At 45.1% G+C, this 21948-nt stretch carries 23 protein-coding genes; 22 read left to right on the forward strand and 1 reads right to left on the reverse strand.

From position 1 onward, the window contains the following. Nucleotides 1-83 precede the first annotated feature (83 nt). The 3 genes from cydH (at nt 84) to CTT30_RS04680 (ending at nt 2346) form a co-directional block, all read left to right on the forward strand. Nucleotides 84-176 (forward strand): cytochrome bd-I oxidase subunit CydH, encoded by a 93-nt coding sequence (cydH, locus tag CTT30_RS04670; protein ID WP_239836778.1) that lies wholly within the window; start codon nt 84-86, stop codon nt 174-176. Between the two features lie 9 nt (nt 177-185). After that, nucleotides 186-1337, forward strand: coding sequence for a patatin-like phospholipase family protein (locus CTT30_RS04675; protein WP_252036163.1), 1152 nt, complete (start codon nt 186-188; stop codon nt 1335-1337). A 133-nt stretch (nt 1338-1470) separates the two neighbouring features. Next, nucleotides 1471-2346, forward strand: coding sequence for an SDR family oxidoreductase (locus CTT30_RS04680; protein ID WP_252036164.1), 876 nt, complete (start codon nt 1471-1473; stop codon nt 2344-2346). 14 nt (nt 2347-2360) lie between these two features. Here CTT30_RS04680 and CTT30_RS04685 read toward each other — a convergent pair whose 3' ends face one another. Next, on the reverse strand, nt 2361-2990 hold the full coding sequence (locus CTT30_RS04685) for a substrate-binding periplasmic protein (protein WP_252036165.1): 630 nt from the start codon (nt 2988-2990) through the stop codon (nt 2361-2363). Nucleotides 2991-3461: 471 nt separating this feature from the next. On the opposite strand from CTT30_RS04685, the gene CTT30_RS04690 reads away from it, so the two are divergent. The 19 genes from CTT30_RS04690 (at nt 3462) to CTT30_RS04780 (ending at nt 21943) form a co-directional block, all read left to right on the forward strand. After that, nucleotides 3462-4442, forward strand: a complete 981-nt coding sequence (locus CTT30_RS04690) for a porin (RefSeq protein ID WP_252036166.1) — start codon at nt 3462-3464, stop codon at nt 4440-4442. Nucleotides 4443-4736: 294 nt separating this feature from the next. Then, nucleotides 4737-6476 carry a glycoside hydrolase family 36 protein gene (locus CTT30_RS04695; RefSeq protein ID WP_252036167.1) on the forward strand — a complete coding sequence of 580 codons (1740 nt, stop codon included), beginning with the start codon at nt 4737-4739 and terminating at the stop codon, nt 6474-6476. Between the two features lie 68 nt (nt 6477-6544). Then, nucleotides 6545-7066 carry a crossover junction endodeoxyribonuclease RuvC gene (ruvC, locus tag CTT30_RS04700; protein ID WP_006962853.1) on the forward strand — a complete coding sequence of 174 codons (522 nt, stop codon included), beginning with the start codon at nt 6545-6547 and terminating at the stop codon, nt 7064-7066. Between the two features lie 123 nt (nt 7067-7189). Next, entirely contained in the window at nt 7190-8641 is a 1452-nt protein-coding gene (locus CTT30_RS04705; protein ID WP_252036168.1) for a methyl-accepting chemotaxis protein, read from the forward strand. Nucleotides 8642-8719: 78 nt separating this feature from the next. Beyond that, nucleotides 8720-9337, forward strand: a complete 618-nt coding sequence (ruvA, locus tag CTT30_RS04710; RefSeq protein WP_239836911.1) for a Holliday junction branch migration protein RuvA — start codon at nt 8720-8722, stop codon at nt 9335-9337. A 20-nt stretch (nt 9338-9357) separates the two neighbouring features. Beyond that, nucleotides 9358-10362, forward strand: a complete 1005-nt coding sequence (gene ruvB, locus CTT30_RS04715; RefSeq protein ID WP_239875308.1) for a Holliday junction branch migration DNA helicase RuvB — start codon at nt 9358-9360, stop codon at nt 10360-10362. Nucleotides 10363-10820: 458 nt separating this feature from the next. Beyond that, nucleotides 10821-12407 (forward strand): cytochrome ubiquinol oxidase subunit I, encoded by a 1587-nt coding sequence (gene cydA, locus CTT30_RS04720; protein ID WP_239875309.1) that lies wholly within the window; start codon nt 10821-10823, stop codon nt 12405-12407. 15 nt (nt 12408-12422) lie between these two features. After that, complete coding sequence (cydB, locus tag CTT30_RS04725) at nt 12423-13559, forward strand: cytochrome d ubiquinol oxidase subunit II (RefSeq protein WP_252036169.1); 1137 nt, start codon at nt 12423-12425, stop codon at nt 13557-13559. Nucleotides 13560-13571: 12 nt separating this feature from the next. Beyond that, nucleotides 13572-13679, forward strand: coding sequence for a cytochrome bd-I oxidase subunit CydX (cydX, locus tag CTT30_RS04730; RefSeq protein ID WP_000270284.1), 108 nt, complete (start codon nt 13572-13574; stop codon nt 13677-13679). Then, the gene (gene ybgE / locus CTT30_RS04735; RefSeq protein ID WP_252036170.1) at nt 13672-13974 is read left to right on the forward strand and encodes a cyd operon protein YbgE; all 303 of its coding nucleotides are present in this window, start codon (nt 13672-13674) and stop codon (nt 13972-13974) included. The genes cydX and ybgE overlap by 8 nt, the downstream gene beginning before the upstream one ends. Nucleotides 13975-14139: 165 nt before the next feature. Next, nucleotides 14140-14559: a tol-pal system-associated acyl-CoA thioesterase gene (gene ybgC, locus CTT30_RS04740; RefSeq protein ID WP_252036171.1), complete on the forward strand. Its 420-nt coding sequence runs from the start codon at nt 14140-14142 to the stop codon at nt 14557-14559. Further along, nucleotides 14549-15247: a protein TolQ gene (gene tolQ / locus CTT30_RS04745; protein WP_239836766.1), complete on the forward strand. Its 699-nt coding sequence runs from the start codon at nt 14549-14551 to the stop codon at nt 15245-15247. The genes ybgC and tolQ overlap by 11 nt, the downstream gene beginning before the upstream one ends. A 5-nt stretch (nt 15248-15252) precedes the next feature. Beyond that, complete coding sequence (locus CTT30_RS04750; RefSeq protein WP_239836765.1) at nt 15253-15696, forward strand: ExbD/TolR family protein; 444 nt, start codon at nt 15253-15255, stop codon at nt 15694-15696. Nucleotides 15697-15709: 13 nt separating this feature from the next. Beyond that, nucleotides 15710-16783 (forward strand): cell envelope integrity protein TolA, encoded by a 1074-nt coding sequence (tolA, locus tag CTT30_RS04755; protein WP_252036172.1) that lies wholly within the window; start codon nt 15710-15712, stop codon nt 16781-16783. Between the two features lie 10 nt (nt 16784-16793). Next, a complete protein-coding gene (tolB, locus tag CTT30_RS04760) occupies nt 16794-18146 on the forward strand; it encodes a Tol-Pal system beta propeller repeat protein TolB (RefSeq protein WP_252036173.1) in 1353 nt (450 codons plus the stop codon). A 37-nt stretch (nt 18147-18183) separates the two neighbouring features. Beyond that, nucleotides 18184-18723: a peptidoglycan-associated lipoprotein Pal gene (pal, locus tag CTT30_RS04765; protein WP_252036174.1), complete on the forward strand. Its 540-nt coding sequence runs from the start codon at nt 18184-18186 to the stop codon at nt 18721-18723. Between the two features lie 15 nt (nt 18724-18738). Then, nucleotides 18739-19515 carry a tol-pal system protein YbgF gene (gene ybgF, locus CTT30_RS04770; protein ID WP_252036175.1) on the forward strand — a complete coding sequence of 259 codons (777 nt, stop codon included), beginning with the start codon at nt 18739-18741 and terminating at the stop codon, nt 19513-19515. A gap of 136 nt (nt 19516-19651) precedes the next feature. Further along, a complete protein-coding gene (nadA, locus tag CTT30_RS04775) occupies nt 19652-20713 on the forward strand; it encodes a quinolinate synthase NadA (RefSeq protein WP_239836760.1) in 1062 nt (353 codons plus the stop codon). Between the two features lie 195 nt (nt 20714-20908). Continuing rightward, nucleotides 20909-21943 carry a potassium channel family protein gene (locus CTT30_RS04780; RefSeq protein WP_252036176.1) on the forward strand — a complete coding sequence of 345 codons (1035 nt, stop codon included), beginning with the start codon at nt 20909-20911 and terminating at the stop codon, nt 21941-21943. The last annotated feature ends 5 nt before the right edge of the window (nt 21944-21948 follow it).

The following is a 21948-nucleotide window of genomic DNA, read 5'->3' on the forward strand; positions in this document are numbered from 1 at the left end:
ATAATTACGCACACAAAAAAGGGAATTATTGAAGATATCTCACAACGATGTTATTACTTTGTTACACAATAATGGAGGTGTCTATGGAACACGATCTGAAATATGCGTTAGTCATCACTGTAACAGTTTTTGCTGTTCTGATAGGTTTTGGCCTAATCGCAATCACTTCAGCCTAGGTTGAGCTTATGGACAATAGCGGTGTGGTTACCAGCGCTGCTATCCGGTTGGATACTCAACGCTTTGCAAAGTACACAGGTGGTAAAAATGCGCTGGTTGCTCAAGGGGGTGGTCAGCGTGGTATTTTTACCTCGGGAGTGCTTGATGCCTTTCAGTTATCGAATTTCGATCCCTTTGATACTTTTTATGGAACATCCGCAGGTGCATTAAACCTTTGCGCCTACCTATGTCGTCAAAGAGGTTTGGGACGCTCATTCATTCTTGAACTCACCACTGAACCAGAGTTTTTCAATCTATTTCGTTACATCCGCCGTAAACAATATCTAGGCCTTGACTGGGCTTTAGATAAAATCAGTGAATTTCCTTATAAGCTAGATATTGATATGGGTCGGCGGGTGTTGGCTGATCGTAAAGCATATGCGGCAGTGACAGATACCCGACGTCTATTGGACCATTATCTGCCCATGCTTGAAGATGATTGGAGAAAAGTGCTGATCGCTACCTGTGCAATTCCAAGGCTCTACCATGAAGCGGTTGAGTTTGAACATGGGGTTTATGTGGACGGCGGAGTCTCGGCGTCTATACCAGTCCAGGAAGCATGGCGTAAAGAGGCAAGGTGTATCGTTGTCATTCGCACGGAAGGTGAGGATCTAGAGGAGCCTGGGCCGTTACCTTTGCCTGAAGGTGAACGCATTAATTGGAATCGAGGCTCATTTCAATTAATACAGGAACAATGGCAAGAGAGGTTTGCCCAATGGAAAATTGACTGGCGAACGTTCTTTTATGAACAACTGCAACGTGCAAAAGAAGAAAAAATAAGCCAACAGTATATAGAGCCATTGAATGGAGGACGTTGGCTATTTGGAGCGGACAGCATATATAGATTGGGCTACTTACTTGGGGACAGATTTGACTCGAGTTTGGCTGACATGCTCATGGTGCACTATCAAACTTACGCATTAACTCAAAACTTTCTGCATAATCCTCCTGATGACTGCTTTATTGTGCAAATTAAGCCCGACAAGCCTTTGCTATCTAACTCTTTAATGAGCAGTCGCGATGCGTTGTTGCATGATTATCAGGTAGGGCTCGATTCCGGTTTCCGCTTTGTAGAAATGTTCTCTTCTGTCTCTGCGCGACGTATCCCAGAAGGGCAGTAATGAAGCCATCATATACAGATTCCAGTATATCTTCTTCAATTCTGGTAATGTTCTGAACGTTTAGTGAAGGATTACACCGCCCAACGAAAATCGAATCGTCAATAAGTCATGATGAGTGAATAAGGAGAATGGAATGGCAACATCACATAAAGTTTTGGTTGTTGGCGCCACAGGCTATTTGGGCACGCATATTGTGAAACAACTTTTAGAACAGAAGCGCGACTTTATTGCCCTTGCTCGTAATAAGAAAAAGCTGATTGAAATAGGGCTCAGCGAATCACAAATCGTTGAGGCGCAAGTCACTAAGCCAGAGCAACTTGAGGGCATATGCCGAGGTGTCGATGTGGTTATTTCTTGCTTAGGTATTACTCGCCAGAAGGATGATGTCAGTTATATGGATGTCGATTACCAAGCGAATCTAAATATCTTACTTGAAGCGGAAAGCTCTGGCGTTAGACGGTTTATCTATGTTTCGGCCTTTAAGGCACAAGAGTACCCACAAGTTCGATTGCTTCGAGCCAAAGAGAGATTTGCGCGTCGATTACTGAATTCAGAACATTTATCTCCGTGTGTCATCAGGCCAAATGGATTTTTTGTAGACCTTGAGGAGTTCTATCGTATGGCGGCCAAAGGACGAATCTATCAATTTGGTCAGGGGACGATGCGAATGAATCCCATTGATGGGGAAGACTTGGCTAGTTTTTGTTTAAGTCAGTTAGACTCAGATCAAAATGAGTATGATATCGGAGGCCCTGAGGTATTATCGATTAATGAGCTCGCACGTTTGGCTTTTCAAGTACAGAGCAAGCCTGTTTCGATCGTTTCTGTCCCTGATATTGTTCGTCGAGCTTTGTTATGGTTCTTTCCTCACTTGCCAGAGAATTGGGTCGGCCCCCCCGAGTTCTTCTTGACTGTATTAGGTAGTGACGCGATTGCACCATGTTATGGGAATAAAACCATTCGTGATCATTTTGTGGCTTGCCACAATGAAATGCGCCAGACGGAATAAACAAGTGTTCATATTTAGTCAGTTAGCCCGTACTTTACTCTGAGTTGCTCAAGCTTCTGAGCGGCATGCTCTCGGAAGTAGCGATTGAGAGCTGAGACGATTGCTTTAGCTTGTGGGTGATCTCGCCTGACGGCTGCGTGAAGCGGGGTTGAATCAAGGTAAGTCGTGCTAAAGTACAGCTCGCCCTTTTTAATTCTCATCTCTTTTACCGTCCATCTGCCGACAGCCTCGTCGGTGACTAATACATCAGCGCGATCCGTCATAACGAGACGGATACTATTAGGTAAGTCTATAGAGTCTATTGGAATCAACCCATCAAATTCGCGTAAGCCAGCACCGTAGCCGTAGTTGTTAATTAACGCGACTCTTTCCCCTTTTAAACTGTTTTGCGATACGTATTCGAACTTGGTGTCAGAGCGAGACACGAAAGCCATTTGGTTGTACATATAGACATCAGTAAACAAGTAATCCTTATTGCGTTGCTCTGTTTTCCAGATGGCGATGATGACGTCATTTTTTCCATTAATAGTTTCTTTCAGCACTCGCGACCATGGTTTGACAGAATACTCAATTTCATAGCCCGATGAGACAAGTCCATCGGTGACTAAATCATGCGCGATACCACTGCCTAATACAGAATTCATGACATACGGGGGCCATAAATCCTGAGCCACTCTCAGTGGCGAGGACCATACGACTCCACCCCAAAGAATGAGAATAAGGTAAATGAATTGTCCAATCGCGGATCTGTACACCAGTCTGTTCCATCAAACCTCTTAGTTATAAGTTTAGTTGAGGTTGAGAAAGCAAAGAATATTTCTGCTCAGGGCATAGGTATGGCGGTGTTTACTCAATCATGTTCGTGATTCAGTCCATTGGAGTGACAAGGCTGCTTTTCATCTTCTATGACAGCATGGGCACTTTTTTCTTTTAATTGAGTTACTTGTTATTAGTGATTAATAAAACTTAAGTGTTTTCGACAACCTTAATTATGTGGCTACGGTCATTTTTTATTGATTCATTTGTTAATAATTATTAGTGCCAATAGTTTCTATAGCCAGAGCGGGCAGGTGGTATTTGACGCTCATAAATAAAAATCTATAGGAACATAGAAAATGAAAAAGACAGTTTTAGCAGTAGCCCTATCTCTTATTACTGGTTCAGCGGTAGCCGCAGACGCACTTTCAGGCGACCAATTTACAGTATCAGGTGAAATCGCCGTTGGTGGTTATTACCAAACAGACCGTAAAGAAGTTAATGAAGAAGTAAATAATTTCGACAAACAAAAAGACGAAGAGTTTTACAACGGTGGTGTCACGGGTTTTGATATCTTCGCTGATTACGAAAACGGCAACATTGTCGGTAAGTTTGGTGGTGAATTTGACGTAGAAAATGACTACGGTACATCAGACTCAACGTTTACTATTACAGATACTTGGGTTGGTTACAAAACTGGAGCTGGTGTTGTTTCTGCTGGTTATGCTAACGACACAGCTCTCGACGCAGTGGATGGTGCTGCAGACCAAACTATTGAGTTCCTATGGTCACCAAATGACGCTTCTGACGCACGTCAGGTAGTTAAGTTTGAAGGCGATAAAGAAGGCGTTAAGTACGGCATCTCTTACTATGGTGACCGCAACTATACGGACGATTCTGCTGAAGAAGAGCGCCAACCAGGTTACAACGGTTACCTAGGTTATGAAAACGACACTTTCATGGTTAACTTTGGTTACGAAGATAACGATGAAGATAAAGGTACTACTGACAAACTTTACCTAGTGAACGGCTCTGTGAAGCTGGGCTCAGTAGGTATCGGCGCGACATTTGCCGAAGAAGAATTCGCAGATGGTAAGAAAGTGAAGATGTACAACACTTCTGCGGGTTACACTATCGATGCTCTTTACCTAGCAGTGGGCTACGTAACGATCGAAGACACTCGTGAGGCAGTGAACTTTGGCGGTTCTTACGCGTTCACTGACAATGTGACTGCGTTAGTAGATGTTGCTTACCACATCTCTGATGAAGGTTACAGCTTAGGTGTTGGCGCAGAAGAAGGCGACATCGAATCATTCGTTAAACTGGCTTACGCATTCTAATTTAACGACTGAGTTTGTTCATATCCCTTAAAGCCCACTGAGGTGGGCTTTTTTTAAGCAGGAAGCTTAGCGCAATAATCCACTGCCTTTTCGCCCTCCCGGAGTTGGAGGGCTTTTTCGTTTCATCTCTATGCTATACCTCATCTAAAACCGTATTTACTCAACTTGTGAATTTAAAGTGGACAATTCGTGACCTAGACCAATATTACCTAAGTTAGTGATTGGACAATAAAAAAGCCTAGTGCTCTAATTTGTTTAACAGTGCAAAAATATATAGGGTCTGGGAGTTCATTTATGTCGTTTTCAGTCAAACTGGAGAATGGTCGCACCCTGCGAGTAAGAGACATCAATCTTCAGGCCGATCTTAATCACAATGAGATTACGTTTACTTATCAAGGGTTGAATAATGATCCCATTGGTGGACGTTATGTCTTGGCGATTACTGAATTTGGCTTTGAGCATACTGCCACTTTGCTGGGTGATGGTTTTCAGATGTTAGCTCAGACGACTGGCACGGCGGAGCACCCCATTGATATAGGACGTTGTCCTGACAACTCTTCCAGTTACCGAATTTATCCTCCCACTGCGGCAAAACGTTACTACAACTATCTGGTGGTAGAAGATTCGATGGGTTACACCCTATTTGGTTTTACTTCTTGTCACCGTTTCGCTGGATATTTCGAAATTGTCGATATTGAAAATCACACTTGGTTGAAGATATGCATTGATGGTGAAAATACTCACCCGCTTGATTGGGCTTCTAATCAACTCGAATCTGTTGTTGTGCTGCAGGGAACGTCTCTTTCCACCCTTTATGATGAATATGCGACACTGATATCGCGACATCATCCTGCTCGTCAGGGCGCTATGAAGGACGCACCAATTGGCTGGTGCTCTTGGTACGCTTATTACGCTGAAGTTACACAAGGGCATATTCTGGATAACATGAAGTGTATGCAGGGTGATCTACAACAACTCGATTATGTTCTGTTGGATGACGGTTACCAGGCTTTTATGGGAGACTGGCTCGCACCGTCTGACAAATTCCCCTCTGGCGTAAAAGCGCTGATAAAAGAAATCAAACTTCAGGGTAAGAAGCCCGCGATTTGGCTAGCCCCCTTTATTGCTCAGCCAGAATCGGAGCTTTTTAAGCAACATCAAGATTGGTTTGTGACTCATGAAGATGGCTCTCTACTTAAAGCTGAAGAGGTGACTTACGCGGGCTGGCGTTGTACACCTTGGTACATATTAGATACGTCTAATCCAGATGTTCAGGAACATCTAACAAACGTAGTGAAAACGATGCGTGAAGAGTGGGGTATTGAGTTATTCAAGCTCGATGCGAACTATTGGGGAACATTGAAAGGTTTTAGACATCAGAGTGGTATCACAGGTGTAGAGGCGTATCGGCTGGGTATGGAAGCCATTGCCGAAGGAGCGGGTGAGGCCTTGATTCTTGGCTGTAATGCTCCAATGTGGCCATCGCTGGGACTTGTCGATGCAATGCGGATCTCAGACGATGTCGAGCGAGATGAGAGGCGCTTCGAACAGATTGCTAAAGAAACCTTTTATCGTAGTTGGCAGCATCGGAAGTTATGGCAGGTTGATCCGGATTGCGCCACGTTAGTCTCACTACCTAATCAAGCGACTGAGCGGCGTTACTATGAATTTCATCGTGATGTATTGCTGGCGAGTGGTGGGCTGTTGTTATCAGGTGACCCATTACCTGAGATGACGCCGTTTGCTCAGCGAACACTGTCGCGTTTGTTTATCCGCCATAAGCATAATCAAAATGCCGCCCGATTCACGTCATTGAGTTTGCACCACGCGTATCTACCCATGACGGAGCAAAACGACTTACATTGTCTATTTAATTTCCAGCAACCGGCACGAGAGGTCACTCTGACGTCTGATTTCCCAGTGCATTGGTATGACTACTGGAGTGGGGAAAAGCTTAGTCATGAGCGCACCGCGGTTATTGAAGTGACGTTGGATGCGGGTTTATCGAGCAGAGCAGTGGTCACTGCGCCCTGAAACCTCGCTAATGCTCATGGTGTAAGCTAAGATACGCGTTGGCTAAACGAATAGGTTTTATAAGCACTATGTCAATCATCTTGGGCATTGACCCGGGTTCCCGCATCACTGGATACGGCGTTATCCGCCAAACCGGACGTCACCTTCATTATCTAGGTAGTGGCTGTATTCGGACATCAGAAAAAGAGCTGCCAGGACGGCTCAAGCAAATCTACGCCGGAGTGACCGAAATCATCACCCAATTCCAACCGGATGTGTTCGCTATTGAGCAAGTGTTTATGGCGCGCAATGCGGACTCCGCCTTAAAGCTTGGTCAAGCCCGTGGCAGTGCGATTGTTGCTGCAGTGAATGCTGACCTTCCGGTATATGAATACGCAGCGCGCTTAATCAAACAGGCGGTGGTCGGGACTGGTGGCGCAGATAAAGAACAGGTACAACACATGGTGCAGTCAATGCTCAAGTTGCCTGCCAAGCCTCAAGCGGATGCCGCTGATGCCCTAGGCGTTGCTATCTGTCATGCGAATACCAATAAAACCTTAGTTGCTTTGGCTGGTAAAGCAACCAGTGCACGACGAGGTCGTTACCGTTGATTGTGTATAGTGATTTCAAAACTGAGACGTCCTAAACAGATCTAATAATGCGATTTGTTATGAAAATGTTGTAAACCTATAGTGGTCGGAGGTCTTACAACTTTCAATCAAGGATGATTGACAATGAACCCAGCCACTCTCTGGCGTCGTGCGTGCATGCCGAGCCAACACAATTGGACAAAATCACAACAGCGACAGGCTGACATCCTGTCTCTATTCACTTTTATTGCCTTCCTCGTTGGTCTTTATAGCTTTATTAAATGGGGTAAACACAGCCATGACAGCTTAGTGCTGACTTCTGTGTTTCTGATTGTCTTAGAGTTGATTTCTGCAGCTTGTCTGAAGTGGCTTAAACATCCCGGTTTTGCGCTCAATCTTGGGTTTGTTGGTATGACGGTCCATGCGCTCAACATCATTTACCAAAGTGGCGGAGTGGTAGAGTCAACTCAAACCTATTGGGTGCCTTTACTGGTTGTTGCTTTTTTCCTTTCAGGGACGAGGAGCATGGCGATTTGTTGGAGTGCGATTGTCATTTCGTTATCGGCTGCCATGACGTATCTTCATCTCTCGGATTTTAGCTTTCCTCAATTGATTCTATCTGAATCGGCATTGCGCATTGAAATATGGTCAGGAACCATTCTCCCGCTGGGGGTGATTTGTATTGCTCAAGCCTTTACGGTGAAACAGCGTGATCAGGCGATTGAGTTAGCAGAGTACGCAAAACAAAAAAGTGAAGCGGTAGCCGACAAAGCTACCCAAGGTGAGCGACATTTATCGAGTGTACTAGAGCAAGCAAATCAGAATTCTCATCAATTGAAAGAAGTCTCGCAAGTTTTAGAGTCTCAGTCGGAAGCTCTCGAAAGCCAGGTTAGTCAGCTCAACATCAATAGTGAATCTCAGGCCAGTGCCGCTGAACAGATGAGTCAGCAGGTGCATCAGATGACCGAGGGGCTTGAAGATTCTAGCCACTTTGTCACTGAGTTGCGCGGACGAAGTGACGCTGTCCATAAACAGGCAGAGAAGAGCTCAGAACTGCTTGAAGCTTCTATCAGTGCAATAAGCCAGATCATCGACAGCCATGATCAAATCATGAAAGTCGCTGATTTGATCACTTCGGTTGCGGAACAAACCAATTTACTGGCACTGAATGCAGCGATTGAAGCCGCTCGCGCGGGTGAACAGGGCAGAGGGTTTGCTGTGGTGGCGGATCAGGTTCGTGAGTTATCAGCTAAGAGTAGTGAGTCCGCGGTGGAGATTCGTAACTTGCTTGACCGAAGCGAACAGGAAGTGCGTTACGGTCAAGAGGTGGTCCACGCTAGTGCGACGCGAATGAAAGAAGTCATCGAACAAGTGACAGGTATCTCGAAAGATGTAAACGGCTTAGCCAATATCATGACCAACCAAATGTCGGCACTCAAAGAACTGGATGAAGCGAGCAGTGAAGTGGCTAATGGTGTGGTGGAAACCAAGACCATTTCCGAGCTTGTTGCACAAAATGGTTCGCAGTTAAACGGGCAGGTCGAGACAGTGCGTACTCTCACATCCCAACTTGATCAAGTGGTCTCAAAAATCTAGATACACCGTATAAAGAACTGGATGTCTATCCAGTTCTTTATTATCCTGTCGCAAATTCATTTCTAAAGAGTATTGAGTGTGATTGGACGTTTGCGTGGCATTCTGCTTGAAAAGCAACCCCCTGAATTGTTGATTGAAGTAAACGGTATTGGCTATGAAGTTCAGATGCCGATGAGCTGTTTTTATGAATTGCCGAATGTTGGTGAGGAAGCAATCATCTACACGCATTTTGTTGTTCGCGAAGATGCCCAGCTACTCTATGGCTTTAATACTGTTAAAGAACGTGCCTTATTCCGCGAAGTGATTAAAGCTAATGGCGTCGGTCCGAAACTGGGCTTGGGTATATTGTCAGGTATGACAGCCAGCCAATTTGTTTCATGTGTTGAACGTGAAGACATTTCAACACTGGTTAAATTGCCGGGTGTTGGTAAGAAAACAGCGGAACGTCTGGTTGTTGAGATGAAAGACCGTCTCAAAGGCTGGGGTGCGGGTGATTTGTTCACTCCTCATACAGACGCAGCCCCAGTGGATTCTGTACCGCAAGCCGATCAATCTAATGCAGAAGAAGAAGCGATTAGTGCCTTACTTGCACTAGGCTACAAACCGACCCAAGCTTCTAAAGTTGTGTCTCAGGTTAAGACTTCAGAGATGAGCAGTGAAGAGCTGATCCGCGAAGCACTGAAGTCCATGGTTTAAGTGACAACTAGGAACGGTTAATGATTGAAGCGGATCGTCTAATCGCACCGGATAATGCGGTTTATAAAGAAGAAGACGTCATCGATAGAGCCATTCGTCCAAAGAAGCTGGCGGATTATCAAGGTCAAGATCATGTTCGTGATCAAATGGAGATTTTCATCAAAGCAGCCAACCTCCGGGAAGAGGCGTTGGATCATCTGCTGATTTTTGGCCCTCCAGGTTTAGGTAAGACCACGTTGGCAAACATTGTTGCCAATGAAATGGGCGTAAACATTCGCACTACATCTGGTCCTGTTCTGGAAAAAGCGGGTGACTTGGCCGCGCTTCTGACCAACCTAGAAGAAAACGATGTGCTGTTCATTGATGAGATTCACCGTTTGAGTCCGATGGTTGAAGAGGTGTTGTATCCCGCGATGGAAGACTACCAACTCGATATTATGATTGGTGAAGGTCCTGCCGCGCGCTCTATTAAAATTGACTTACCTCCATTCACTCTAATAGGAGCCACGACGCGAGCGGGCTCGTTAACTTCTCCACTTCGAGATCGCTTTGGCATCACTCAGCGCCTTGAATACTACAAAATCCCAGATCTTCAGCATATTGTTCAGCGTAGCGCTGATTGTTTGGGCTTGTCGATGGAGAGCGAAGGCGCGCTTGAAGTCGCAAGACGTGCTCGTGGTACGCCACGTATCGCCAACCGATTGTTGCGCCGTGTGCGAGATTACGCAGAAGTGAAAGGTAACGGGCATATATGTGCAGACATCGCAGACAAGGCTCTTAACATGTTGGATGTTGATGCTCAGGGCTTTGATTACATGGACCGCAAGCTACTGTTAGCCATTATGGAGAAGTTCGGTGGTGGACCGGTTGGGCTGGATAATATGGCAGCCGCCATTGGTGAAGAGAAGGATACCATTGAAGATGTCTTGGAGCCATATCTGATACAGCAAGGCTATCTACAGCGGACGCCAAGAGGGCGTATAGCTACCGATAGGGCTTATCTTCATTTCGGAATTGAAAAATAAGTTTTCAGGACCAGCTCAATATGAGCTGGTTTTTATTTTTAGTGATGAAAGTCACAATAATGGAATCTTGCTCCTGCCATTTAGGTAACTAAAGTAGACGAGTTGTTAAGCACTTGTTTTGCATAAATACCTTGTTCTCCCTCACAAATAACCACAAATTAACAAAAGCTCGTTTAAACTGTTGATGTTGATCAATGTGATGGTTTTTTAGACAAAAATGCCGCACAAAATTTGATACAAATCAAAGCGAAGTCTAAATACAAACCTTTTGAAACAGACAGTTTTTAGCAGTAGTATTAGCACTAGCTATATTAGCTGATGCTTAACAATTAACTAACCGTTACGGTACATTTTTGCAACAACATGCTGTTCTTTAGCAACATTGTTTGAGTTTGTTCAACGCTTACTTATGCCGCAGAAATGTAAAAAGTGTCTTCAGCCGACACATAGGAGTAAACATGATTGATGTAGTCGATCTGTCGCGGTTGCAGTTTGCGCTCACTGCGATGTATCACTTCCTCTTCGTACCATTGACTCTGGGTATGGCTTTCCTTCTCGCCATCATGGAATCTCTGTACGTTATGACGGATAAGCAAATCTATAAGGACATGACAAAGTTCTGGGGTAAGCTGTTCGGTATTAACTTCGTACTAGGTGTTGCCACCGGTCTGACGATGGAGTTCCAGTTTGGTACTAACTGGTCTTACTATTCTCATTACGTCGGAGACATCTTCGGGGCACCTTTGGCCATCGAAGCCTTGGTTGCCTTCTTCCTTGAGTCCACTTTTGTTGGCCTTTTCTTTTTCGGCTGGGACCGATTGACTAAACGGCAACACTTAGTTGTCACTTGGTTAGTCGCTCTAGGTTCTAACTTCTCGGCATTGTGGATTTTGGTAGCAAATGGCTGGATGCAAAATCCAGTTGGGGCAGACTTTAACTTTGAAACCATGCGAATGGAAATGGTGAGCTTTGCTGAAGTGGTTCTTAACCCTGTGGCTCAAGTGAAATTCGTACACACAGTCGCTTCGGGCTATACGACAGGCGCGATGTTTATTCTTGGCATCAGTTCTTACTACCTATTAAAAGGTCGTGACATCGCTTTCGCTCGTCGTTCATTCGCCATTGCAGCCTCTTTTGGTATGGCGGCAATCCTGTCTGTAATCGTGCTTGGTGACGAATCTGGTTATGAATTAGGTGAAGTACAGAAAGTAAAACTGGCAGCAGTAGAAGCAGAATGGCACACCGAGCCAGCGCCAGCCGCTTTCACTTTGTTTGGTTTGCCAAATCAGGAAACCATGCATACTGATTATGCGATCAAGATTCCTTACGTCATGGGCATCATCGCGACTCGTTCTTTGGATGAGCAAGTAACAGGTCTACGTGATCTTCGTGATGAACACGTTGATCGTATCCGCACAGGTATGTACGCCTATGAACTGCTTGAAAAGCTTCGTGCAGGTGACAAGTCAGAAGAAAACATGGCCGCCTTTGATGAAGTGAAAGGTGACCTAGGTTACGGTCTTCTTCTGAAACGTTATACAGAAAACGTGGTTGATGCGACTGAAGATCAAATTCAAGCCGCGGCGGATGATTCTATCCCAACAGTTTGGCCACTATTCTGGTCGTTCCGAATCATGGTTGCGTGTGGCTTTATCATGCTATTCGTATTCGGTGCCGCATTCATCCAGACTTGTCGTCAGAAGATCGAGCAAAAACCATGGGTACTAAAAGCCGCGTTGCTGAGTATCCCACTGCCTTGGATTGCTATCGAAGCAGGTTGGTTTGTTGCTGAATTCGGTCGTCAGCCATGGGCTGTGGGTGAAATTCTACCTGTACATGTGGCGGCATCGGCACTCACCGCTGGAGAAATCTGGACGTCACTGTTTGCAATCTTGGCGCTATACACCGTCTTCCTGATTGCAGAAGTGTACTTGATGCTGAAATTTGCTCGCAAAGGTCCTAGCAGCCTGAAGACAGGTCGTTACCACTTTGAGCAAAACGCTGACTCTGTTGAAGACAAAGTTAGTCGTCAAGTAGACGCGTAAAGCAAGGAGAAACATATGTTTGAATACGAAATCTTGCGACTTATCTGGTGGGTTCTGATCGGTGTTCTCCTGGTAGGTTTCGCAGTGACTGATGGCTTCGATATGGGTGTTGGTGCGCTAGTACCTGTAATCGGAAAAAATGATACTGAACGTCGTGTGATGATCAACTCGATCGCACCTCACTGGGAAGGCAACCAAGTTTGGTTGGTGACAGCAGGTGGTGCACTCTTCGCTGCATGGCCTTTGGTTTACGCTACGTCTTTCTCAGGCTTCTATCTGGCGATGATTTTGACGTTGGCTGCGTTGTGGCTAAGACCTTTGGGCCTCTCTTATCGCTCGAAGATTGAAGATACTAAGTGGCGTCAAACGTGGGACATCTGTATTTCTATCAGTGGCTTCGTTCCACCAATCATCTTTGGTGTGGCATTTGGTAACCTACTGCAAGGTGTACCGTTCCAGCTGACTGAATTTTTGATGCCAACGTATCACGGTTCATTCTTTGGTCTATTAAACCCATTCGCCTTATTATGTGGTTTAGTCAGCTTGTTCATGATTTTAATGCAGGGCGCTACTTGGCTACAGATGAAGACTACAGACGAAGTTCACGCTCGCTCGCGTAGTGTTGCACAAATCATGGGTCTACTAACGGTTGCGACTTTCGTTGCTGCTGGTTTCTGGGTTCAAAGCATCGAAGGCTATGTGATTACTAGTGCAATTGACCATAACGGCGCATCTAACCCACTTGCTAAAGAAGTAGTTCGTGAAGCGGGTGCTTGGATGAACAACTTCGAGCAGTACCCGTTGATGTGGATTGCTCCGGCGCTGGGTGTAGTGATGTCTCTTGTGACTGTATTGGCTTCACGTCTTGAGCATGGTGGTATCGCATTTTTCGCTTCAAGCCTAGGTAATGCAGGTATTATTTTCACAGCGGGTCTGGCGATGTTCCCATTCATCATGCCTTCTGATTTGATGCCTAACCACAGCCTGACCATGTGGGATGCAACGTCATCTGAATTGACGCTCAACCTAATGACTGGTGTTGCCTTTATCATGGTGCCTATTATCTTGGCTTACACCATTTGGACTTACTACAAGATGTTTGGTCGTCTGGACAGCAAGTTCATTGAAGACAACAAAAACTCACTTTACTAAGGAGCTATTACTATGTGGTATTTCGCATGGATTCTAGGTGTACTACTTGCTTGTGCATTCGGCATCATCAACGCTCTTTGGTTAGAGCATTCTGAAATGATGGATAAAGATAGTGAGTAATCTGGCGGAGCAAGTAGCTAAGCTACATGCGCCAATAGATAAGGCTCTATTCAGAGCCTTATCCTTGATTCTCGGCTTTTACCATGTGGCTATGGTGATGTGGGATCCGGAGCAATATTCAGCCTCTATTGGCGGCTTTAATGCTTTAATCTCTCCGCTAATGATTTGGGCGATTTGTTCCAGCATGATCTTTGGTTTGAGCTTTAAGCCGAAAAACTGGTATTGGCAAGTATTATTCAGTCCCTATTTTTCCTTAACGATTCTAATTTATTTAACATTAATACGTGCTTTATAAGTTGAACTGACTGAAAATTATCCACTAAATAGTCACAATAGCGTCACTCATTGATAGTTGACGCTATTTTTTTGTCTAAACCTTTGAAAACCGTTATTAACCATTGCATAAACGGTAATGAGGTGCGTTATAGTAAAGCACCTCAAATGGTAGAAAGGGATTGATGTGCAAGACGAGCGTGCGGTATTTGAGCTGCCGGTAACAGTTTATTACGAAGATACTGATGTTGGTGGTGTGGTCTATCATGCCAACTACCTCAAGTATTTTGAGCGTGGTCGTTCGGAATACCTGACCAGTATTGGTGTTTCACAATCCAGCCTTTTGGAACAAAACACCGGTTTCGTAGTCCGACATATGGACATTGATTTTCTGCAAGGTGCCCGTCTTGAAGACCGTCTGACGGTTAAGACATCGGTTGCAGAGATCAAGAAAGCCACCCTTATTTTCTGTCAAGAGATCGTAAATCCTGATGCTAAAACATTGTGTAAAGCAATGGTTAAGGTAGCATGCATCGATAATAAAAAAATGAGGCCAAAAGCGATTCCTCAATCAATAGTTATGGAGTTTACTCACAGTGACCGCTGATATTTCAATGCTTGACCTGTTTTTGCAAGCAAGTCTGCTCGTAAAAATGGTGATGTTGACCTTGTTAGGTATGTCGATCGTGTCGTGGGCAATGATCATTAAGCGCAGCAAAGTGCTTTCTCAAGCGTCAAAAAGCGCAGAGACATTTGAAGATAAATTCTGGTCAGGTACAGATCTCTCTGTCCTGTATCAAAATGCGAAAAAGCGTAAAGATGAATTGGCTGGCACCGAAGAAATTTTCTATTCCGGTTTTACTGAGTTTGCTCGCCTTCGAAAATCTAACTCTGATTCGCCGGACTTTATAATGGAAGGCACTGGTCGTGCGATGCGTGTCGCTGTGGCACGCGAAGTGGACGAGTTAGAGACTAATCTGCCATTCCTTGCAACCGTAGGTTCTATCAGTCCATATATTGGTCTGTTTGGTACCGTTTGGGGCATTATGCATGCATTCATTGCTTTGGGTGAAGTTAAGCAAGCAACACTTGCTATGGTGGCACCAGGAATTGCCGAAGCGCTTATCGCGACAGCTATGGGCCTGTTTGCTGCGATCCCTGCAGTCATGGCCTATAACCGCTTGAGCAATAAAGTCGGTAAGCTGGAACATAACTACGCGACTTTTTCCGAAGAATTCCACAGTATCCTACATCGCCAAGCTATGGCTGGGCGTGACTCTTCCACTAGGGACTAATGGATATGGCTGGCTACCAACCTAAAAAACGTAAGATGACGGCAGAAATTAACGTTGTTCCTTATATCGACGTTATGCTGGTTTTGTTGATCATTTTCATGGTGACTTCCCCATTTGTAACACAGGGCGTTGATGTTGAGCTACCAAAAACCACGACAGCAAAGCCTGCCTCTGATTTAGCTGGAGATAGTGATGCCAGCTTTATCATTGTCGAAATCGATCGCGAAGGTAATTTAGGCCTGAGTGTGAACGATGAAGACGTGATAAGAGGTCTTTCTCTTCAGGATGTTATCGTACGGGTAAAAGCGGAGCTTTCGCTGAAGCCGGATTCGCCAGTCGCAGTGGGTGGTGATGCTTCAACGCCGTATGCTGAAGTCGTCTTAGTATTGGATGAATTAAGCCGCGCGGGTATCCCTAAAGTTGGTTTATTGACGGACATAAAGGAATAAGCGCTCTCTGGTTATGAAAGACACGAAACCGAAAAAAAAGAGTGATTACACTAAGCCGATAGTGATATCAGCGGTACTGCATTTGCTTTTGATCGTTGCGTTGATTTGGGGGACGGACTTTACCATGTCCAAACCTGAACCTTCCGGACAGATGGTTCAGGCAGTGGTAATAGATCCGAATTTAGTTCGTCAGCAAGCACAGCAAATACGCAGCCAGAGAGAAGCCGCAGCGAAGAAAGAGCAAGATCGCTTGGATAAGTTACGCCGTGAGAGTGAACAACTTGAGAAGAATCGCAAAGCTGAAGAAGAGCGTATTCGTAAGCTAAAAGAGCAGCAAGCGAGAGAGGCAAAAGCCGCGCGCGAGGCTGAGAGAGCGAGACAACAGAAAGAGAAAGAGCGGAAAGCAGAAGAAGCTCGTGTACGTAAAGAGCGTGAGCGTGCTGCGAAACTTGAAGCTGAACGTAAAGCGAAAGAAGAAGCCATTAAAAAAGCAGAGCAGGAACGGTTGGCTAAACAGGCTGCAATTGCTAAGGCAGAAAAAGAGCGAGTTGCTCGAGAGAAAGCGGCAAAAGAAGCGGAAGAGAAAGCTCGCCGTCAACGTGAAGCAGCCGAAAAAGCTGAAAAACAACGTATAGCTAAAGAAAAAGCAGCCAAAGAGGCCGCTGAAAAAGCGCGCAAGGAGAAGGAGCGTTTAGAACGTTTAGAGCGTGAGCGTAAAGAGCAAGAAGCAGCGTTAGATAATATTTTTTCGGGCCTTGAAAACGAAGCAGAGCAGAATAGCTCGGCAAGGCAACAGCATGTAAATAGTGAAACGGACCGTTATGGCGCTATTTATACTCAGCTAATTCAGCAAAATTTGCTTTTGGAGGATAGCTTTCGGGGAAAGTCCTGCAGAGTTAACCTGCGCCTGATACCGACGGGGTCAGGTGCAATAGTTGGCAATTTAAGTGTGCTTGATGGTGATAGCCGTTTATGTTCTGCAACAAAGCGTGCTGTTGCTCAGGTGGGTAGTTTTCCATTGCCCAAAGAGCAAGATGTCATTAATAAGCTAAAAAGTATCAATTTAACCGTAGAACCTAAGTCATAAGGAAAAGCTTGTGTTAAAGCGACTAGTATTAGGATGTTTGCTCACAGTGATGAGCGTGTTTCAGATGGCCAATGCGGCGCTGGAACTTGTGATTACAGACGGCATTGACTCTGCACGTCCAATCGCTATTGTCCCATTCAAATGGGAAGGTTCAACTAAATTACCTCATGATGTTTCGGCGATTATTGCCTCGGATTTACAGCGAAGTGGTAAGTTCAGCCCCGTGGCAACAAGTAAAATGCCACAAACTCCATACAGTGAAACTGAAATCAATTTTGATGCTTGGACGGGGTTAGGTGTTGATGCACTGCTAACAGGGACGATTTCTCAAAATGCTGAGGGGAACTATGTCGTTAACTATCAGCTCGTTGATGTGGTTCGAGGTCAGTTAACGCAAGGGAAAAGTAAGGCATTAAGTACGGATGGCCAGCTGGTACTGTCTAAAGATCATGTTCTATTCAACAAGCGTGCAACGGTTCCTGGCGAGCGCTTACGTGAATATGCCCACCGTATTTCTGACTTAGTTTATGAAGAGCTGACAGGCGAGCGTGGTGCTTTTTTGACTCGTACTGCTTATGTTGTTGTGAATGACAAAGACAGCTACCCGTATCAGTTACGCGTGTCTGATTATGATGGTTACAATGAGCGTTTGGTATTACGTTCTAAGCAGCCGCTGATGTCACCAGCTTGGTCTCCCGATGGTAAGAAACTGGCTTATGTGAGTTTCCAAAACGGCCAGTCAGAAATCTATATCATGAACATTTATACTGGTGAGCGTGAAAAAGTAACGTCATACCCACGTCATAATGGTGCGCCACGATTCTCTCCTGATGGCAATAAACTAGCTTTAGTGTTGTCGAAAACTGGCAGCCTGCAAGTGTATACATTGGATTTGAAAACCCGTAAGTTGACACAAATAACACGTGGTAGATCAAATAATACGGAACCATTTTGGCATCCTGACGGCAAATCCTTGATCTTTACCTCGGATCGGGGTGGTAAACCTCAGATTTATCAAGTAGATTTGGCTGGTGGTTCAACCAACCGTCTTACCTGGCAGGGGCATCAGAACCTAGGTGGGCAAATTACACCTGATGGACGATTCCTAGTAATGGTCAATCGTAGTAACTCGGGCTTCAATTTGGCGAAGCAGGATCTTGAAACGGGTGCCGTTCAAATTCTGACCAAAACTTTGCTAGATGAATCGCCGAGCATCGCACCAAATGGCGGTATGGTTATTTATAGCTCTATCTTTAATAAAACCAATGTACTTTCAATGGTTTCTATAGATGGACGCTTTAAAGCTCGATTACCGGCAACAAACGGTCGTGTCCGTGCACCAGCATGGTCTCCGTTCTTGTAGCAAGTAATAAGTATCAAAAAGTAAGGAAAATATAACAATGCAACTAAACAAAGTTCTAAAAGGGCTATTGATTGCGCTACCAGTTCTAGCTGTTACAGCGTGTAGTTCAAGCGATGATGCAGCTAACGCTTCTGGTTCTGAAACGAACCAATCAACATCTGGTTCTGCTAACGGTGTTGATACAACAGTAGTTTCACCAATCGGTGAGAACGGCCAACTTTCTGAGCAAGAGCTTAAAGAGCAGGCACTTCGTGAGTCTCAAACAATTTACTTCGCGTTTGACAACGCAACCATCGCTGGTGACTACGAAGAAATGCTAGCAGCACACGCGGCTTACCTAAGCAAAAACCCAGCGCTAAAAATGACTATCGAAGGTCACGCAGATGAGCGCGGTACTCCTGAGTACAACATTGCTCTTGGTGAGCGTCGTGCGACGGCAGTTGCTAAGTACCTACAAGCATTAGGTGTTCAAGCGGATCAAATCTCAATCGTGAGCTACGGTGAAGAGAAGCCTCTTCTTCTAGGTCAAGCGGAAGATGTATACGCTAAGAACCGTCGTGCGGTTCTAGTATACTAATCAAGGAAAGTCCTTATGTTCAGTAACCTTAAGCGCGTAGTTACGCTTACGTTACTGGCAAGTGCAGCGAACTCTGTGTTCGCTGCACCAGCTCCAGTATCAGATATCAGTGCTAGTCACTCTGCGCCATCCTCCTCAGCCGCTCCGGCTAATGAAACCGAAGTTCAACGTCTCGAACGTTTATTAGAAAACCGTAATCGTGTTCAGTTGCAAATGCAGCAACAGCTAGATGAAATGGCACTGGAAATTAGTGACCTTCGTGGTCAGCTAGAAAAGAATAACTATGACATGCAGCAGATGCTGCAACGTCAACGTGAGCTGTTTATCGAACTTGATAAACTTCGCGGTCAAGTGAATAGTGCCCCAGTAGCGGCTACGTCTACAAGCGATGCTAATGCTAAACCAGTGGGTAAATTTAGTACCAACGCTGATGAACAAACGGCTTACCAGAACGCCGTAGACTTAATTCTTAAAAAACGAGATTACACAGGAGCGATTTCAGCGTTCCAGCAATTTCAGAAAGACTTTCCTGATTCAACATTCTCGCCGAATGCGCATTATTGGTTAGGTCAGCTTTATTTTGCTAAGAAGCAAGACCAAGATGCGGTGAAGAGCTTTGCCTCGGTTGTGTCTTATAAAGATTCGAATAAGCGTGCAGATGCGTTAGTAAAACTGGGCGATATTGCTCAACGTAATAACAATGCAGCGCAGGCAAAAAAATACTATCAACAAGTACTTGATGAATATCCTGATAGTGCTTCTGCGAAATTAGCCGCAGAGCGTATTAAGTAACCAGGAAAGGAGTGCATGGTCACTCCTTTTTTATTGGCTCTATAAACACTATAAGTAATTCTTGTGGAAACTGGCATCTTGATCTGGGTTAAGGTTACAATACTCGGATTACTGGAAGTTGCGTAGAGCAAGAGCAATGAGCCACATTTTAGATACAATCGAAACAGTTTACCCTTTCCCGCCAAAACCAACACCGCTGACAGACGAACAAAAGCAAGCGCACATTAAAAATATTAAAGCATTGCTTAAAGAGAAAGACGCGGTATTGATTGCCCATTACTACACGGACCCTGAGATCCAAGCTCTCGCCGAAGAGACTGGTGGATTTGTTGGTGATTCACTAGAGATGGCTAAGTTTGGTAACCGCCATCCTGCGAGTACATTGATCATTGGTGGTGTGCGCTTTATGGGCGAGTCTGCGAAGATCTTGACGCCGGAAAAGCGTATCCTTATGCCAACGCTTGAAGCTGAATGTTCGTTAGATTTGGGCTGTCCTGCCGATAAGTTCACAGAGTTTTGTGATGCTCATCCAGACCATACTGTTGTGGTGTATGCCAATACTTCAGCAGCAGTAAAAGCCCGTGCTGACTGGGTGGTTACCTCAAGTATTGCTTTGGAAATCGTCGAGCACTTAGATTCTGAAGACAAACCTATTATCTGGGGGCCTGATCGTCATTTAGGTTCATACATTGCCAACCAAACTGGGGCAGACATGCTGCTGTGGCAAGGTGAATGTGTGGTTCACGATGAATTTTCTGCTGATGCATTACGCAAGATGAAAGGCTTGTATCCTGAAGCTGCTATTCTCGTACACCCTGAATCACCAGCGAGTGTTGTCGAGCTTGCCGACGCAGTTGGTTCAACCAGCCAGTTGATCAAAGCTGCGAAAGAGCTTCCTCAGCAAAAAATGATTGTTGCGACTGATAAAGGTATCTTTTTTAAGATGCAGCAACTGGTTCCGGAGAAAGAACTGATTGAAGCACCAACAGCCGGTGCCGGAGCCACTTGTCGTAGCTGTGCCCATTGTCCGTGGATGGCGATGAATGGTCTCAAAGCGATTGAGCAAGCGTTGCGAGAAGGTGGTGAACAGCATGAAATTTTTGTTGATGAAGCGCTTCGCGTTAAGTCATTAATTCCACTTAATCGTATGCTCGACTTCGCAGAGAAGCTTAACATGCAGGTTAAGGGTAACGCCTAAACGATATTGAATGTAAGCCAGCTTCGTGAAGCTGGCTTTTTTGTTTCCCTATACTTCATAGCAATCGCTTTTATTGAGTTTGGTGAAATGAGTAACTTGGGTACATATAGCTGTAAGTGACAGGATTGGCTTATCGGTCATGAGTCAGTTAGTCTTGTAAGAATATTGATAGTAATCAGTCGAGTAAGTGAAAGTATGTCAGCGTGGTTCGTCTTTAAAAAGTGGCTTCAAGTACGCTTGTTTCAATTAAGCAATCGTAACCTTATGGTATTGCTTTTAGTCTACATTGCATTGTCTTGGCTGGCCTTGGTTGCAAGTGGGGAAACCGCTCTTACAGAAGATGCTTCGACGTTTGTTTATTACCTCATGGTCACTGCGTCGACGGTGGGCTATGGCGATTATTCACCAGTGACTGAAGCGGGAAAATGGGTAGTCATTTTATTTGTTATACCGGGCGGCTTAACCTTGTTTGCTGCATTAATTGGACGGTTAGCTTCTGCTTCAGTGGATTATTGGCGGGCAGGCATATTAGGAAAACGGAGAGTTGGTGTGGAAAATCATATTCTGCTTTTGGGCTGGAATGGTCAACGAACAATGCATCTTATTCGCATGCTACAGCATGAGGAAGAGGGGAAGCGCCCCATAGTTCTGTGTAGTCGCTCTGATATTGAAAACCCGCTCCCTGGAGAAATAGATTTTGTTAAAGTGACTAGCTACACAGACGAACAAGAGATGGAAAAAGCGTCGATTACACAAGCAAGTTGTATTGTAGTGGACAACTTAGAAGATGATATTACGCTGTCAGCGGCCTTGTACTCTGCTAATGTGAACCCAAAGGCACATTTACTCGCGTACTTTAAAGACGAAGCACTAAGCCGATTGTTAAATCAACATTGCCCCAATGCTGAGTGTATTCCAGCTGTTGGTGCGGAAATGCTCGCAAAAGCAGCGGTGGACCCTGGCTCTAGTGCTCTTCATCAGGAACTATTGGCTTCGACGCGTGGAATGACCCAGTATTCAACCACCTACCCGGAAGACGCAGCTGCCACGGATGTGCAGTCTATATTTGTTTACATCAAGCGTGCCTATCAGGCGACACTTATCGCCATTGATACAGGGAAAGGGATCGAGCTCAACCCTGATTTAGATACGGTCATCCCACCAGGAACTAAGTTGTTTTACATCGCAGATGAACGGATAGAGTCTTTTGAATGGGAACGATTGAAATAACTCAT

This window comes from Vibrio coralliilyticus (assembly GCF_024449095.1).
Lineage (GTDB): Bacteria > Pseudomonadota > Gammaproteobacteria > Enterobacterales > Vibrionaceae > Vibrio > Vibrio coralliilyticus_A.

Excerpts from the sequence above, each read along its gene's own strand:
- cydH (WP_239836778.1), top strand. The coding sequence starts at position 84 with ATGGAACACGATCTGAAATATGCGTTAGTCATCACTGTAACAGTTTTT.
- CTT30_RS04675 (WP_252036163.1), top strand. The coding sequence starts at position 186 with ATGGACAATAGCGGTGTGGTTACCAGCGCTGCTATCCGGTTGGATACT.
- CTT30_RS04680 (WP_252036164.1), top strand. The coding sequence starts at position 1,471 with ATGGCAACATCACATAAAGTTTTGGTTGTTGGCGCCACAGGCTATTTG.
- CTT30_RS04685 (WP_252036165.1), bottom strand. The coding sequence starts at position 2,990 with ATGAATTCTGTATTAGGCAGTGGTATCGCGCATGATTTAGTCACCGAT.
- CTT30_RS04690 (WP_252036166.1), top strand. The coding sequence starts at position 3,462 with ATGAAAAAGACAGTTTTAGCAGTAGCCCTATCTCTTATTACTGGTTCA.
- CTT30_RS04695 (WP_252036167.1), top strand. The coding sequence starts at position 4,737 with ATGTCGTTTTCAGTCAAACTGGAGAATGGTCGCACCCTGCGAGTAAGA.
- ruvC (WP_006962853.1), top strand. The coding sequence starts at position 6,545 with ATGTCAATCATCTTGGGCATTGACCCGGGTTCCCGCATCACTGGATAC.
- CTT30_RS04705 (WP_252036168.1), top strand. The coding sequence starts at position 7,190 with ATGAACCCAGCCACTCTCTGGCGTCGTGCGTGCATGCCGAGCCAACAC.
- ruvB (WP_239875308.1), top strand. The coding sequence starts at position 9,358 with ATGATTGAAGCGGATCGTCTAATCGCACCGGATAATGCGGTTTATAAA.
- cydA (WP_239875309.1), top strand. The coding sequence starts at position 10,821 with ATGATTGATGTAGTCGATCTGTCGCGGTTGCAGTTTGCGCTCACTGCG.
- cydB (WP_252036169.1), top strand. The coding sequence starts at position 12,423 with ATGTTTGAATACGAAATCTTGCGACTTATCTGGTGGGTTCTGATCGGT.
- cydX (WP_000270284.1), top strand. The coding sequence starts at position 13,572 with ATGTGGTATTTCGCATGGATTCTAGGTGTACTACTTGCTTGTGCATTC.
- CTT30_RS04750 (WP_239836765.1), top strand. The coding sequence starts at position 15,253 with ATGGCTGGCTACCAACCTAAAAAACGTAAGATGACGGCAGAAATTAAC.
- tolA (WP_252036172.1), top strand. The coding sequence starts at position 15,710 with ATGAAAGACACGAAACCGAAAAAAAAGAGTGATTACACTAAGCCGATA.
- pal (WP_252036174.1), top strand. The coding sequence starts at position 18,184 with ATGCAACTAAACAAAGTTCTAAAAGGGCTATTGATTGCGCTACCAGTT.
- ybgF (WP_252036175.1), top strand. The coding sequence starts at position 18,739 with ATGTTCAGTAACCTTAAGCGCGTAGTTACGCTTACGTTACTGGCAAGT.
- nadA (WP_239836760.1), top strand. The coding sequence starts at position 19,652 with ATGAGCCACATTTTAGATACAATCGAAACAGTTTACCCTTTCCCGCCA.
- CTT30_RS04780 (WP_252036176.1), top strand. The coding sequence starts at position 20,909 with ATGTCAGCGTGGTTCGTCTTTAAAAAGTGGCTTCAAGTACGCTTGTTT.